The sequence below is a fragment of the Kitasatospora sp. NPDC048194 genome (assembly GCF_043202455.1).
Lineage (GTDB): Bacteria > Actinomycetota > Actinomycetes > Streptomycetales > Streptomycetaceae > Kitasatospora.
Genome location: NZ_JBIDAK010000010.1, coordinates 131518 through 144808, shown reverse-complemented (window position 1 = coordinate 144808; position 13291 = coordinate 131518). Strand labels below are relative to the sequence as shown.

Sequence of the window (13291 nt, the reverse complement as noted above, 5' to 3'; positions counted from 1 at the left end):
CGGAGCTCGGAGGAAAGGGTTGGGGGAGCGGGGCGGGCAGGGCGGCCCTGGGGTCGGAACGGGCCGGCGCGCTGAGAGCGCGCGGGTGGGGCGGGTCTGGGGGAGACTGGGCGCATGCCGGAACTGCCCGAGGTGGAGGCGTTGAGCGCCTTCCTGTCCGAGCGGTTGACCGGGCGGGTGATCGCCCGGGTGCAGCCGGTGGCGATCAGTGCCCTGAAGACCTACGACCCGCCGGTGACGGCCTTGGAGGGGCGCACGGTCGGGCCGGTCGCGCGGCGCGGCAAGTTCCTGGACATCGAGGCCGACGGGCTGCACCTGGTGATCCACCTCGCCCGGGCGGGCTGGCTGCGCTGGAAGGACGGCCTGCCCGCCGTGCCGCCGAGGCCGAGTCCGAAGAGCCCGCTCGCCCTGCGGGTGCGGTTGGAGGGTGAGGCCGCGGACGGCTTCGACCTCACCGAGGCGGGGACGAAGAAGGGCCTCGCCGTCTACGTGGTGGCGGACCCCGCCGAGGTGCCCGGGGTGGCCAGGCTCGGCCCCGACCCGCTTGACCCGGGCTTCACGCTGGACGCGTTCGGTGCCCTGATGCGCGGCGATCGGCGCCGGCTCAAGGGGGTGCTGCGGGACCAGAGCGTGCTGGCGGGCGTGGGCAACGCCTATTCGGACGAGGTGCTGCACGCGGCCCGGATGTCGCCGTACAAGCTGGCGGCGAGCCTCACGGAGGAGGAGACGGTCCGGCTGTACGAGGCGCTCGGCAGCACGCTGCGCGACGCGGTGGAGCGCTCGCGCGGGCTGGCGGCGGGGGAGCTGAAGGCGGAGAAGAAGCTCGGGCTGCGGGTGCACGGCCGGACCGGCCAGCCCTGCCCGGTCTGCGGGGACACCGTGCGCGAGGTGTCGTTCGCGGACTCCTCGCTGCAGTACTGCCCGACCTGCCAGACCGGCGGCAAGCCGCTGGCGGACCGGCGGCTGTCGCGGCTGCTGAAGTGACGCCTCCGGCGGGACGTCGCACGGCCCCGGGCGGGGCCGGCGGCGGTGCGCCGGACCGGCCCCGGAGCGCGGCCCGCCGGAGGCCGGGGTCACCGCTTGACCGCGACACCGCCCCAGTAGTAGGCGGCCTTCGGGTCGGCCGGCGGCTCGCCGTCCGGGCGCCAGGCCAGGACCGGGGCGACGCCCGGCTCGACCAGGTCCCAGCCGTCGAAGAAGCGGAGCACGTCGTCGTAGCTGCGCGGCACCAGCGTCATCCCGCCGGCCCGGGCGGCCTCGGCGACCTTGCCGACCGCCTCCGGGTCGAAGTCCTGGGTCGGGGTGGTGAGGGCGAGGCAGCTCCCGGCGGGGAGGGCGTCGCGCAGCGCGGCGACCCGGCCCCACGGGTCGTCCTCGTCGGCGATCAGCATCAGCACGGCGATCATCAGCAGGCCGACCGGCTGGGTGAGGTCCAGGGTGGAGGTGAGCGCCGGGTCGGCGAACAGTTCCTCGGGCTTGCGCAGGTCGGCGTGGATGTAGGTGGTGCGGCTGGCCGGGCTGGAGACCATCAGGGCGCGCGCGTGGGCGAGGACGATGGGGTCGTTGTCGACGTAGACCACCCGGGTGCCCGGGCTGACCGCCTCGGCGATCTCGTGGGTGTTCGGCGAGGTGGGGATGCCGGTGCCGAGGTCGAGGAACTGGCGGATGCCGTGCTCCCGGGCCAGGTGGCGGACGGCCCGTCCCTGGAAGGCGCGGTTGGCCTTGGCCATCTCCTTGACGCTCGGGACGGCTTCCTCGATGGCCTGCCCCATGGCGCGGTCCGGCGGGAAGTTGGTCTTGCCGCCCAGCCAGTAGTCGTACACGCGCGCCGAGTGCGGAGTGGTGGTGTCGACGCCGAAACGTTCCCACTGGCTCAGCTCGACGGCGTCCTCGCCCTGGGGGCCCTGCTGGGGGAAGTCCTGACTTGTCGTCATGGCCACGTCCTCTGATGGCAGATCATCACACTGGGGAAGGCACAGCGTAGCGGTGCCGGCGGGCGGTCCGGCCGCCCGGTCGGGCGTGGAGCGCGCAGGCGCCGGGTCCGGGGGTGCGCAGGCGCCGGGTCCGGAGTGCGGGCCGGGCCGCGCTTGGGCCGTCGGAGTGGTGATCGGGGCCGTCGGAGTTGCCGGGGGAGAGCGGCGGCGACCGGCGGGGGAAGCATCCAGAATGCTGTCAGATCGTCAGATTACTTCGCCGTTGACCTCCCGAATCACCTCGCGCAGACTGCTGCTGGTCGCCGCCGGAATGTCCCTGCTGGGCGCGGCCACCGGCTGCCGGAGTCCTTGGAGCGACGGGGACGCCGAGTCCTCGGCGGCCGGAGCGGAGGCCGGTGCGGCGACGGGCCAGGCCGGAGCCCCGGTGCCCTCCGCCGCTCCGGCCGGATCGCCGTCACCCTCCGCCGCCGGTTCCGCCGCGCCGCCCTCCGCCTCCGGCTCGGCTCCCGCTTCCGCCTCGGCGGCCACGCCGAGCGTGCAGCCCGTCCGCCGGGTGCTCACCGACGCGGAGAGCAAGCCGGTGTACGAGCTGGACGCGGCCCGGCGGGTGGTGGCCCTCACCATCGACGACGGCCCGGACCCCCGGCACACCCCGACGGTGCTGGCGCTGCTCCAGCAGTACGGGATCCGGGCGACCTTCTTCCTGATCGGCGAGAACGCCGTCGACCACCCGGCCCTGGTGCGGGAGATCGCCGACCACGGCCACCACATCGCCAACCACACCTGGACCCATCCGGACCTGCGGAGCCTGTCCGACGGCAGGATCCGGGACGAGCTGGAGCGCACCTCCGACCTCCTCCAGCGGACCACCGGGCGCCAGCCCACCTGGTTCCGCGCGCCGGGCGGGGACTGGTCGCCGGCGTCGCTCAAGGTGGCCGCCGACCTCGGGATGCGGAACATGGGCTGGTCGGTCGACCCGCGGGACTGGGCCCGCCCGGGCACCTCGGTGATCACCGACCGGATCCTCAAGGACGTCCGCCCCGGGGCGATCGTGCTCAACCACGACGGCGGCGGGGACCGCTCGCAGACGGTGGCGGCGTTGAAGGCGTACCTCCCGGTCCTGATCGACTCGGGCTACTACTTCACGGCGCCGCCGAACTGAGTTCATTTCCGGGTTTGCGGGGTAGCGGCTTCGCCGTTTAAACCACTCGAATGGATGGATTTGAAGAACCGTTTCCTCATAATTCGGGCCCTTAGGGTGATCTCGCACCAGTTCGCCAGGTACCGATGGGTACCACCTGAAAGGCCCTCACCCATGCGTCTCCGCAACGCTGCGCTCGCCGTCGCCAGCGCCGTCGCCCTCGTCTGCGCCGTCCCCACGTCCGCCAACGCGGCCACCGGTGATTTCCTCTACAGGGTCGGCCCCGGTATCCCGGCCGGGATGGCCGACCCGGCGAGCGGCCACTGCATCAACGTGTTCGGGGCCACGGAGTCCGACCCGGCCTTCGCGCCGGAGAACTTCACCAACTCGACGGCCACGGTCTTCCTCGACTTCGACTGCAGCGGTGACGTCTTCTACGTCATGAACCCCGGCAAGGTGCTCGGCAACCGCCTGAAGCTCCGCTCGGTGATCTTCTCCTGAGCCCGCCGTCACCACGGACCGGGGCGGTCCGGCGGCCCTTCGTGCCGTCGGCCGCCCCGTCGCCTTTCCTGTGGGGCCGTTCGGGTGAACGGCGTAGCGTGAAGGAGGAGGGGGGCGCCGTCCCGGCCGCGCAGGAGGTAGTCATGGCCGTACGGGAACTGGACGAGGCGAAGCAGCAGGCGTTCGCCGGGCGGATGGTGCAGGTGCTGAACGACGCCTGCCTCGGGTTCATGACCAGCCTCGGCCACCAGACCGGGCTCTTCGACCTGATGGCCGGGCTCGCGCCGTCGACGAGCGAGGAGATCGCCGACGCGGCCGGGCTGAACGAGCGCTACGTGCGCGAGTGGCTCGGCGGCATGGTCGTCGCCGGGTTCGTCGAGTACGACCCGCAGAACCGGACCTATCGGCTGCCGCCCGAGCACGCGGCGTCGCTGACCCGGGCGGCAGGGCCGGACAACCTGGCCGCCATGACGCAGCTCCTGTCGATGATGGGCGAGGTCGAGCAGGACCTGCTGGGCCACTTCCGCACCGGTGGCGGGATGCCGTACTCGGCCTACCCGCGCTTCCAGCAGCTGCAGTCCGAGGAGACCGCCCGGGTGTACGACCTGGCACTGGTGGACACCATCGTGCCGCTGGTGGACGGGCTGACCGAGCGGCTGCGGAGCGGGATCGACGCGGTGGACGTGGGCTGCGGGCAGGGACACGCCGTCCTGGTGCTCGCCAAGGCCTTCCCCGCCAGCCGGTTCACCGGTATCGACATCTCCGAGAAGGGCATCGCCGCGGCCCGTGCCTCGGCGGCGGCGGAGGGGCTGGACAACGTGCGCTTCGAGGTCGCCGACTCGGCCGAACTGACCGGGCCGTACGACCTGGTCACCGCCTTCGACGTGATCCACGACCTGGCCCGCCCGACCCGCACGCTGGCCGCGATCGCGCGGGCGCTGCGCCCCGACGGGGTCTTCCTGATGGGGGACGTGGCCGCCAGCAGCAAGCTCGAGGAGAACCTCGAGCACCCGCTGGGGCCCGCGCTGTACGCCTTCTCGACCTTCTACTGCATGACGGTCTCGCTCGGTGAGGGCGGCGAGGGGCTCGGGACGGTCTGGGGCGAGCAGACGGCCCTGCGGATGCTGGCGGACGCGGGGTTCGGTCCGGTGGAGGCCAGGCGCGTCGAGGGCGACATCCTCAACCTGTACTACGTGGCGCGGCTGCGGGACGCGGCGTAGCTTCGGAACTGTCCGGCCCCGGCCGCCGGTGCCCCGCCGCGCCCTGCGGCTCGACTGCCCCGCGGTCGGGCGCCGCGGCCCGGCAGAGCGAAGGAGGGCCTGGGATGACCGGCAACGGTTACGCACACCCCGAGGCGCTGGTCAGCACCGAGTGGCTGGCGCACCACCTGGACGACGGGACGGTCCGGGTCGTCGAGGTGGACGAGGACACCGCCGCCTACGACCGGGACCACGTCCCCGGCGCGGTCGGCTGGAACTGGACCACCGACCTGCACAGCCGGGTCGGCCGCGACTACGCCGACCGCGAGGGCGTCCAGCGCCTGCTGCGGGCCGCCGGCGTGGAGGACGACACCACCGTGGTGCTGTACGGCGGCAACAACAACTGGTTCGCCGCGTACGCCTACTGGCTGCTGCGGCTGCGCGGCTTCGGGCCGGTGAAGCTGCTCGACGGCGGGCGCAAGAAGTGGGAGCTGGAGGGGCGGGAGCTCACCCGCGAGGTGATGGACTACCAGCACACCGCCTACCGGCTGACCGGCCCGGAGCGGCCCGAGCTGCGGGCGCTGCGGGACGAGGTGCTGGCCAAGGCCGAGGTGTTCGCCAAGCCCGGCGCGGACGCGGTGCTGGTGGACGTCCGCTCGCCGGCGGAGTTCCGGGGCGAGCTGATCGCGCCGCCGCACCTGCCGCAGGAGCAGGCCCAGGTGCCGGGGCACATCCCGGGCGCCGTCAACGTGCCCTGGTCGCAGGCGGCCAACGACGACGGTTCGTTCCGCTCGGCGGAGGAACTGCGGGAGCTCTACGGGGCCAAGGGCGTGGAGGCGGAGCGCGAGGTGATCGCCTACTGCCGGATCGGCGAGCGGTCCGCCCACACGTGGTTCGCGCTCACCGAGTTGCTGGGCTACCCGCACGTCAAGAACTACGACGGCTCGTGGACGGAGTACGGCTCGCTGGTCCGGGCGCCGGTGGCGCTGGGCGGCTGACGGCGGGCGGATCGTTCGGGCGGATCATTTCGGCCGGTTTCTTTTCATGAACATCTCATGATCGGGGAGTGGGCCGGGGGTCACCGGGACAAGGATCGATCCAACCCATCGTTCCGGTGATCCTGGAGGACCACGTTGCGCAAGAGGCTGATCGTCTCTGCTGCCGGTGCCCTGAGCCTGTTCCTGGCCGTCCCCGCCTCGGCATCCGACTTCCAACCCGGCGCGGCCGGGGTCGGCGACTCCTACTACCCGACCTACGGCAACGGCGGATACCGCGTCTCGCACTACGACATCCGGTTGAAGTACCAGCCCGCCACCGACGAACTGGAGGGGACCACCACCCTCCTCGCCACCGCGACCCAGGACCTCTCCCGGTTCAACCTCGACTTCGCGCTGAACGTGTCCGAGGTGCGGGTCAACGGGCGCCCCGCGACCTTCGCCACCAGCGGCGAGCAGGAGCTGCAGATCACCCCGGCCCGGCCGCTGGCCAAGGGCAGCCAGGCCACCGTGGTGGTGCGCTACAAGGGCGTGCCGTCCACCGTGAAGAAGTACGGCTTCACCGCCTGGCTGCGCACCCCGGACGGCGCGGTCGCGGCGGGCGAGCCCGAGTCGGCCTGGTGGTGGTTCCCCAGCAACGACCACCCGAGCGACAAGGCCACCTTCGACGTCTCGGTGCAGGTGCCGGACGGCAACCAGGTGATCAGCAACGGCATCCTGACCGGCACCAGCTCGCAGGCCGGCTGGACCCGCTACAGCTGGCGCGAGAACAAGCCCCAGGCGACCTATCTGGCCACCCTCGCGGTCGGCAAGTTCGACATCAGCACGGACACCACGCCGAGCGGGCTGCCGGTCTACAACGCGTACAGCAAGGACCTCGGCGACAACGCCGACGCGGCCCGGGCCAGCGTGGAGCGCACCGGCGAGCTGGTGGACTGGCTGAGCGGCATCTTCGGCGACTACCCGTTCAGCTCGGTCGGCGGCTACGTCCCGAACGTCCCGACCGGCTTCGCCCTGGAGACCCAGACCCGGGTCTTCTACAGCCCCCGGCAGTTCGCCAAGGGCGCCAACACCTCGGTGGTCGTCCACGAGTTGGCCCACCAGTGGTACGGGGACAGCGTCTCGCTCTCGCGCTGGAGCGACATCTGGCTGAACGAGGGCTTCGCCCGTTACGCGCAGTTCCTCTGGTCCGAGCACGAGAACGAGGGCACCGCCCAGGAGCTGGCCGACTACGTCTACGCCTCGCACCCGGCCGACGATCCGTTCTGGAGCGTCAAGCCGGGCGACCCGGGCCCGGACGACCAGTTCGCCGGTGCCGTGTACGACCGCGGGGCGGTGGCCATCCAGGCGCTGCGCAACGCCGTCGGGGACGAGAAGTTCTTCCGGATCCTCAAGGGCTGGCCCTCCGAGCGCCGCTACGGCAACGCGACCATTCCGGAGTTCCAGGCGTACGCCGAGAAGGTCTCCGGGCAGAAGCTCGGCGGCCTGTTCGACACCTGGCTGTTCACCGCCGCCAAGCCGGCCGTCGGGCCCGTGCCGGCGGGCGCCCCGGCCGCGGCCTCGCTGGCACCGGCCGCGGCGGACCGGCGTGACGAGCAGCCGCCGGCCGAGCCGAAGTCGTGGAAGAAGATCCAGGAGGCCAACCCGCCGCAGGGCGTGCGGCACTGACACCTCGTCGTGCCCTGAGGTGACGGGCGGGCCCGGCGGCCCGTTCGCGCTCCCGGACCGGAGCGTGAACGGGCCGCCGGGCACCGCCGCTCCGTCGGCCGTCCGCCGTCGTCCCGTTCAGGCCTGCCCGAGCAGCTCGGTGAGGCGGCGGACGGCGAAGGGTATGAGGTCGCGGACCGGCAGCAGCCGGCACGGCGCGTCGCCGACCGCCACCTCGCGGATGCCGGCCAGTTCCTCGAACTCCCGCCCCACCACGGGGAAGTGGGTGTCGTTGTCGTCGCCGACGTCGGGCGCCTCGATCCAGACCCGCTCGCCCTGGATCGCCATCGGGAAGCGCCGCAGCTTGAGCCGGCGGTTGGGGGCGAAGGTCTCGGCGTAGTGCAGGAAGGTGTTGCGGTTGTGCCCGACGCCGACCAGCAGCACGTACCCGCCGAGGTCGTGCAGCGCGCCGAAGGGCGACTCCCGGCCGACGGCGAAGCCGAGCGAGCGGCGGGCGGTGACCTCCCGGGCGTGCGCGCCGACGGCGGCGACCGAGGCCTGCGGGTGGGTGCTGCGGTGGCTCTCCGGCAGGGCGCGCAGCGCCTCGGCCACCGCGCCCATGCGGGACGGCAGCCCGGAGTGGAACAGCGGCACGGCGGCCCGGAGTTCGGCCACCTCGGGGGTGGGCGGCCCGGTGTGGCCGGGTACCGGGTCACGGACCGTGTCGGTGGTGAAGGCGGGCACCGCGACGGTGCCGCCCGGGCCGACCGCCTCGCGCAGACTGGCCACCACGGCCGGGGCGCCGCCGTCGACCCGGCCGAGGCTGGAGAGCGAGGAGTGCACGATCAGCGACATGCCCTCGCGGACGCCGACCCGGCGCCAGCCGGCCACGAGTTCGGCGGTGGTGAGCGGGCTGCTGCCCGGTGCGGTCATGGTGTGCCCCCGTGAGAATCCGATCGTTCGGAGCGACCGTAGCGGGCGGCACTGACAGTCGGTGCCTCGGTCCCGGTGCATGAGGAGCGGGGGGTGCCGCCGGGACGCGCGGCGGCCGCCGTCCGGCCCGCGCCTTCCCCGGAACCAGGGGTTCCATAGGTCTCTCGACATGAAGTATCTTGACGTCGAGATTGGATCGACCGTGGAACGGGGGCCTCACATGCGGGGGAACGGGCTGCTGGCACAGCTGCGGCGGCCGCCGGGAGGGCGGGACGCGCGGACCATGCTGCTGGCCCAAGGCGTGGACCGGACCGGCACCGGGGTCTGGGCGGCCGCGTCGGTGCTGTACTTCACCTACGTGTGCCGGATGGACGCGGGCAGCCTCGGCCTGCTGCTCGGCGTGGGCGCGGTGGCGGGGATCGCCGGGTCGCCGCTGGCCGGCCGGGCCGCCGAACGGCTGCCGGTGCGGGGGTTGCTGATCGCGTGCCACCTGCTCCGGGTGGGCACGATGGGCCTCCTGCTGGTGGTCGACCGCTTCGCCGCGCTGCTGGCGGCCGTCGCCCTGACCTGTCTGGCCGAGCGCGGCGCGAAGACGCTGGAGATGCTGTTCGCCACCAGGGTCGCGGGCGAGCGGCGCAGCACGTACCAGGCGCTGTTCCGCAGCGTGGCCAACGCCGGGTACGCGGTCGGGGCGGGCATCGCGGCGATCGGCCTCGCGGTGGGGACGACGACCGCCTACCGCGCGCTGATCGTGGCCAACGCGCTCTCGTTCGTCCTGGCCGCCGTGCTGATCCGGCGCACCGAGGAGCCGGCGGGCCAGGGGCTGGTGGTGGCCGCCCGGCCCGGGGAGCCGACCGGCGCGTCCTCGGCGGGCGGGCCGTCCGGGGGTTCGCGTCCGGCCGGTGCGCCGTCGCCGGGTGAGCCGTCGCAGGGTGCGCCGTTGCAGGCCGAGCCGTCGCCGGGCGGGACCCCGGTCGTGGGCCCGTCGGTCCACGGGGCACCGGACGGGGGGCCGTCCGGCCTGCCGAGCCCCTGGCGTGACCGCGGCTACCTGCTGTTCGTCCTGCTCGACCTGCCGATGTGCCTGGACGACTCGGTCCTCAACGTCGGCCTTCCGCTCTGGCTCGTCCACCACACCGACGCGCCGCACGCCGTCGTCCCGGTCTTCCTGACGGTCAACACCGTGCTGGTGGTGCTGCTGCAACTGCGCGTCTCCGCCTGGGCCGAGGGCCCGCGCGGGGCGACGACGGCGGTGCGCTGGTACGGGGTGCTGATGCTCGGTGCCTGTGTGCTGGTCGCCCTCTCCACCGGCGGCGGGGCCTGGACCGCCTCGATCGCCCTGCTGGCCGCCGCGGCCGTGGTCACCCTGGCGGAGCTGATGCGGTCGGTGAGCTCCTGGGAGCTGGCGGTCAGGCTGGCGCCGCCGCGCGCCCGGGCCTCGTACCTGGGGGTGGCGGGGATGTCCCAGTCGGTGCAGAAGTCGGTGGGGCCGATGCTGCTGACCGGCGTGGTGATGGCGGCCGGACCGGTCGGCTGGCTGGCGCTCGGCGCGGCGTCCACCGGCCTCAGCGCCCTCCAGCACCGGGCGAGTTCGCGACGGCTGGCCGCATCGGCGCCGCCGCCGGCCCCGGCGGCACCGGAGCCGGCCGCCGCGGTCGTGCGGTCAGCTCCGTGAGGGGGACGGCTGCTCCGGCGAGCGCCGGAGTGGGGCGTCGCCCGCGGCGGGTCCCGCGACGGGACCGGTGGCGGAACCCGTGACGGGACCGGCGGCGGAGGCGGTGGGCGCGGGGGTCCGCATCCGGGCCGAGGTGACCAGGAGCGATCCCGCGAACGCCGCCGCGCCGGTGAGGGACGCGAACACCGTGGAGGAGGTGGCGAGGCCGGCGGCGTCGCTCAGGTATCCGGTGACGATGGGGAGGATGCCGGCGAACAGGTAGCCGCCCGCGCTGAGCGCCGCGTTGGCCTCGGCGAGGCGGCCGGGGACGACCTCGCTCCCCAGGCGGGAGAAGCCGCCGTACTGGCCCATGCCCTGGCCGGTGCCGGCGAGGACCGCCGCCAGGGCCAGCAGTGCGAGGGAGTGGGTGCGCACGGCGGCGGCGGTCGTGAGCATGGCGATCCCGGTGACGACGCCGGCGGCACCGAGGATCCGCCCGAGCGGCAGCTTCTTGATCAGGAACTGCACGCCGGTGGACGCCCCGAACATCATGAAGCCGATCCCGCCGGTGACCAGCCGGTTGCCGGTGTGCAGGAGCGGACCGAGCAGGATCGGCCCCAGGGCGAGCAGGAGTGACGTCCCCGTCATGCCGGGGATGTACACCATGAGGCTGGTGGCCAGGCCCCGCCGGTTGGCGCGGGGGACCGACGGCAACCGCAGCCGGCCCCCGGCGGCCGCCTCCCGGGGGCCCGGCGGGGGCGGCAGGTGGACGGTGTGGACGACCGCCAGGGCGGTCAGCAGCAGGACGGCTTCGAGGACGAACACCGTCACGGTGGGGGCCGCCCAGTACTCGGAGACGCTGCCGCCGAGCAGGGGCCCGGTCGCCAGGCCGGTGCCGATGGCCACCGACCCGGCGAGGACCGCCTGCGGGCGCCGTCCCGGCCCTCCGACGTGGGCGACCGCCGCCGTGCCGGCCGACAGCGCCGCACCGACCGCCACCCCGGTGAGCAGCCGCGCGACGATCAGGCTCAGGACGTGGCCGGCCGTCATGAAGAGTGCGCAGGAGACGAGTCCGGCGGCCAGGGCCGGGACCAGCACCCGGCGGGTGCCGTACCGGTCGGCCAGGGCTCCGGTGAACGGCAGCGCCAGGAGCAGGCCCCCGATGTAGGCGGCGAAGACCACCGTCGCGGTGCCGGTGGAGAAGCCGATGCGTTCCTGCCAGACGCCGAGCAACGGGGTGGGGATGTTGGACAGCATGAACACGGCGGTGATCGGCCAGGCCGCCGCCCAGACCGCCCAGGCCGGCGCCTGCGGTTCGCGGTTCACAGGCCGCGGAGGATCGGGAGCAGTTCCTGCGCGGTCCGCTGCACGGCGGCGCGGTAGCCGGCCTCCGTGAGGTCGTCGGTGGGCAGGCGCAGGATCAGGTGGCGGGCGCCGTTCTCGACGTAGCGGTTGAGCCAGTCGGCGACCTCCTGCGGGGTGCCGCCGAAGATCCCCTGGGTGGTGCGCATGGTGGTGAGCGGGAGGCCGTAGTAGGCGCGGAAGTAGGACCACAGGGTGTCCTCGGCCTGCCGGCGGTCCCGGTCGACCGCGACGGAGAGGTAGACGGCGCCGGTGACGGCGTCGGCGGGACGGCCCGCCTCCCGGCGCGCGGCGTCGACCTGCTCCCAGCCCTCGCCGTACTTCTCCGGAGTGGTGGAGGTGGGCATCCAGCCGTCGAAGCGCTCTCCCGCGCGCTGGAGCATCTTGGGCCCGGAGTGGGCGATCCACAGCGGGGGGCCCTGCGGCTGCTGCGGTAGGGGCAGCAGGGCGGCGTCCTGGAGGCGGTAGTGCCGCCCTTCGTAGGAGACGGGCTCGCCGCGGGCGGCCCACAGGGCCTGGCAGATCTCGACGGTCTCCCGCATCCGGCCGAAGCGGGTGGTGAAGTCCAGCCCGTAATTGGCGAATTCGCGTTCCGTCGCGGGGGAGGCGAAGCCGGATCCGATGCCGGCGACGAGCCGGCCGCCGGAGATCCGGTCGAGGCAGGCGAGCTCGTGCGCCAGGTGGACGGGCGGGCGCAGCGGCATGAGGACGGCGGTGCCCAGCTGGACCCGTTCGGTGGCCGTGGCGGCCGCGGCGAGGGCGAGCAGCGGGTTCATCCGGGAGCGGGCGAGCGGCGACTCCCCGGCCCAGACGGAGTCGAAGCCCGACTCCTCGGCCAGGGCGGCGACGGAGGCGAGGTGCGCGGGGTAGGGGCCCTCGTCGATGACGCTCTCCCGGCCGGGGAGGACGATGCCCACCTTGAGGTCGGTCACAGGTCCCACCCCCGCGCGGGGACGAGGCCCTCGATCTCGACGAGGAGGTCGTCGCGGCAGACGGCGACGTTGAGGTACTTCACCTCGACGCCGAGGCCGAGTTTCTCCTCGCAGACCGCGCGCACCGCCGGGATGTCGGCCTCGTGCCGCACGTACGCCTTGATCATCCTCAGGTCCTTCAGTTCGTGGCCCGCGTCGACGCCCTGGGGGGCGAGGTTCTCGCGGGAGACGAGGTGGGCGATGTTGTCGAGGGTCTCCCGGGTCTGCGCCCGGACGTCCCCGCGGTGGGCGGTCTCGTGGCCGAGGATGGACGCGGTGCCGGAGACGTAGAGCGTGTCCTCCAGCAGGGTGGCCCGGGCGAAGCTCGGCGGCTTGGGGCCGTACTGGTCGGGGTAGTGGTAGGCGGACGTCTGCCGGCTGTTCTCCAGGTGGCGGGGCACTCCCCTCCTGGTCGCCAGGAGGAAGAAGGCGATGCCGCGCCCCTGGGTGCCGATCCCGGTCGCGGCGGGGAGCTGGGCGGTGGTGTCCCCCAGGTAGGTGTGGAACGCCTGGGCGCGGCCCTGGACGAAGTCCTGGTAGACCTCCATGCCCTCGGCGTTGGTGCCGATGATGTCGCCGACGAAGTTCCACATCCGGAAGACGTGGTTGTAGTCGAGGTGGTTGACGAGCGCGAAGGCCTTCTCGTACAGGTTGCGCACCGGGGCCGTGTAGACGTCCTGTTCCGGCAGGAGCCCGGCGACGAACAGGTGGCGGCCGTCGTGGGCGTAGGCGTTGTCGCCGCGCAGGACCCAGCGCGGGCGGTCGGCCACCGTCCAGACCTCGCGGAAGGCGTCGCCGCCGGTGACGGCCATCGGGACGGCGAGGTCGGGGTGGCCGTGCTGGACGCGGGCGAGGCCGGCGGTGGCCCCGTAGGTGACGGTGGCCAGGACGTGGCGGTCCCGCCCCGGGTCGGGTGACCGGTCGAGCGGGGCGAAGTGGGCGCGGATGCTCATG

The 13291-nt window shown here is 73.5% G+C and carries 12 protein-coding genes; 7 read left to right on the top strand and 5 right to left on the bottom strand.

All coding sequences use genetic code 11. From position 1 onward, the window contains the following. The first annotated feature begins 114 nt into the window (after nucleotides 1-114). Entirely contained in the window at nucleotides 115-984 is an 870-nt protein-coding gene (locus ACGF07_RS15225) for an Fpg/Nei family DNA glycosylase (RefSeq protein ID WP_392898828.1), read from the top strand. An 89-nt stretch (nucleotides 985-1073) separates the two neighbouring features. On the opposite strand, the gene ACGF07_RS15220 is transcribed toward ACGF07_RS15225, so the two are convergent. Further along, complete coding sequence (locus tag ACGF07_RS15220) at nucleotides 1074-1934, bottom strand: SAM-dependent methyltransferase (protein WP_350738226.1); 861 nt, start codon at nucleotides 1932-1934, stop codon at nucleotides 1074-1076. A gap of 262 nt (nucleotides 1935-2196) precedes the next feature. On the opposite strand from ACGF07_RS15220, the gene ACGF07_RS15215 reads away from it, so the two are divergent. The 5 genes from ACGF07_RS15215 (at nucleotide 2197) to ACGF07_RS15195 (ending at nucleotide 7438) form a co-directional block, all read left to right on the top strand. Continuing rightward, the gene (locus ACGF07_RS15215) at nucleotides 2197-3096 is read left to right on the top strand and encodes a polysaccharide deacetylase family protein (RefSeq protein ID WP_392898826.1); all 900 of its coding nucleotides are present in this window, start codon (nucleotides 2197-2199) and stop codon (nucleotides 3094-3096) included. A gap of 153 nt (nucleotides 3097-3249) precedes the next feature. Further along, nucleotides 3250-3576, top strand: coding sequence for a hypothetical protein (locus ACGF07_RS15210; RefSeq protein WP_392898823.1), 327 nt, complete (start codon nucleotides 3250-3252; stop codon nucleotides 3574-3576). Between the two features lie 143 nt (nucleotides 3577-3719). Further along, a complete protein-coding gene (locus ACGF07_RS15205; protein ID WP_350738219.1) occupies nucleotides 3720-4796 on the top strand; it encodes a methyltransferase domain-containing protein in 1077 nt (358 codons plus the stop codon). Nucleotides 4797-4900: 104 nt separating this feature from the next. Next, the gene (locus ACGF07_RS15200) at nucleotides 4901-5773 is read left to right on the top strand and encodes a sulfurtransferase (protein WP_392898820.1); all 873 of its coding nucleotides are present in this window, start codon (nucleotides 4901-4903) and stop codon (nucleotides 5771-5773) included. Between the two features lie 135 nt (nucleotides 5774-5908). Beyond that, nucleotides 5909-7438, top strand: a complete 1530-nt coding sequence (locus tag ACGF07_RS15195) for a M1 family metallopeptidase (RefSeq protein WP_392898817.1) — start codon at nucleotides 5909-5911, stop codon at nucleotides 7436-7438. 117 nt (nucleotides 7439-7555) lie between these two features. On the opposite strand, the gene ACGF07_RS15190 is transcribed toward ACGF07_RS15195, so the two are convergent. Next, the gene (locus tag ACGF07_RS15190; RefSeq protein WP_392898815.1) at nucleotides 7556-8350 is read right to left on the bottom strand and encodes an aminoglycoside N(3)-acetyltransferase; all 795 of its coding nucleotides are present in this window, start codon (nucleotides 8348-8350) and stop codon (nucleotides 7556-7558) included. 169 nt (nucleotides 8351-8519) lie between these two features. Here ACGF07_RS15190 and ACGF07_RS15185 point away from each other — a divergent pair, with 169 nt between their 5' ends. Next, a complete protein-coding gene (locus ACGF07_RS15185; protein WP_392898812.1) occupies nucleotides 8520-10025 on the top strand; it encodes an MFS transporter in 1506 nt (501 codons plus the stop codon). On the opposite strand, the gene ACGF07_RS15180 is transcribed toward ACGF07_RS15185, so the two are convergent. The 3 genes from ACGF07_RS15180 to ACGF07_RS15170 are packed head-to-tail and all read right to left on the bottom strand — an operon-like array spanning nucleotide 10014 to nucleotide 13290. Further along, complete coding sequence (locus ACGF07_RS15180) at nucleotides 10014-11330, bottom strand: MFS transporter (RefSeq protein WP_392898810.1); 1317 nt, start codon at nucleotides 11328-11330, stop codon at nucleotides 10014-10016. The two genes, ACGF07_RS15185 and ACGF07_RS15180, sit on opposite strands and share 12 nt — an antisense overlap. Continuing rightward, the gene (locus ACGF07_RS15175) at nucleotides 11327-12298 is read right to left on the bottom strand and encodes an LLM class flavin-dependent oxidoreductase (protein WP_392898807.1); all 972 of its coding nucleotides are present in this window, start codon (nucleotides 12296-12298) and stop codon (nucleotides 11327-11329) included. The genes ACGF07_RS15180 and ACGF07_RS15175 overlap by 4 nt, the downstream gene beginning before the upstream one ends. Beyond that, nucleotides 12295-13290 carry an FkbO/Hyg5 family chorismatase gene (locus ACGF07_RS15170; protein ID WP_350743664.1) on the bottom strand — a complete coding sequence of 332 codons (996 nt, stop codon included), beginning with the start codon at nucleotides 13288-13290 and terminating at the stop codon, nucleotides 12295-12297. The genes ACGF07_RS15175 and ACGF07_RS15170 overlap by 4 nt, the downstream gene beginning before the upstream one ends. Between the last annotated feature and the right edge of the window lies 1 nt (nucleotide 13291).

Coding starts and splice junctions, on each gene's coding strand:
- ACGF07_RS15225 (WP_392898828.1), top strand. CDS start 115: ATGCCGGAACTGCCCGAGGTGGAGGCGTTGAGCGCCTTCCTGTCCGAG.
- ACGF07_RS15220 (WP_350738226.1), bottom strand. CDS start 1,934: ATGACGACAAGTCAGGACTTCCCCCAGCAGGGCCCCCAGGGCGAGGAC.
- ACGF07_RS15210 (WP_392898823.1), top strand. CDS start 3,250: ATGCGTCTCCGCAACGCTGCGCTCGCCGTCGCCAGCGCCGTCGCCCTC.
- ACGF07_RS15205 (WP_350738219.1), top strand. CDS start 3,720: ATGGCCGTACGGGAACTGGACGAGGCGAAGCAGCAGGCGTTCGCCGGG.
- ACGF07_RS15200 (WP_392898820.1), top strand. CDS start 4,901: ATGACCGGCAACGGTTACGCACACCCCGAGGCGCTGGTCAGCACCGAG.
- ACGF07_RS15190 (WP_392898815.1), bottom strand. CDS start 8,350: ATGACCGCACCGGGCAGCAGCCCGCTCACCACCGCCGAACTCGTGGCC.
- ACGF07_RS15185 (WP_392898812.1), top strand. CDS start 8,520: ATGAAGTATCTTGACGTCGAGATTGGATCGACCGTGGAACGGGGGCCT.
- ACGF07_RS15170 (WP_350743664.1), bottom strand. CDS start 13,290: ATGAGCATCCGCGCCCACTTCGCCCCGCTCGACCGGTCACCCGACCCG.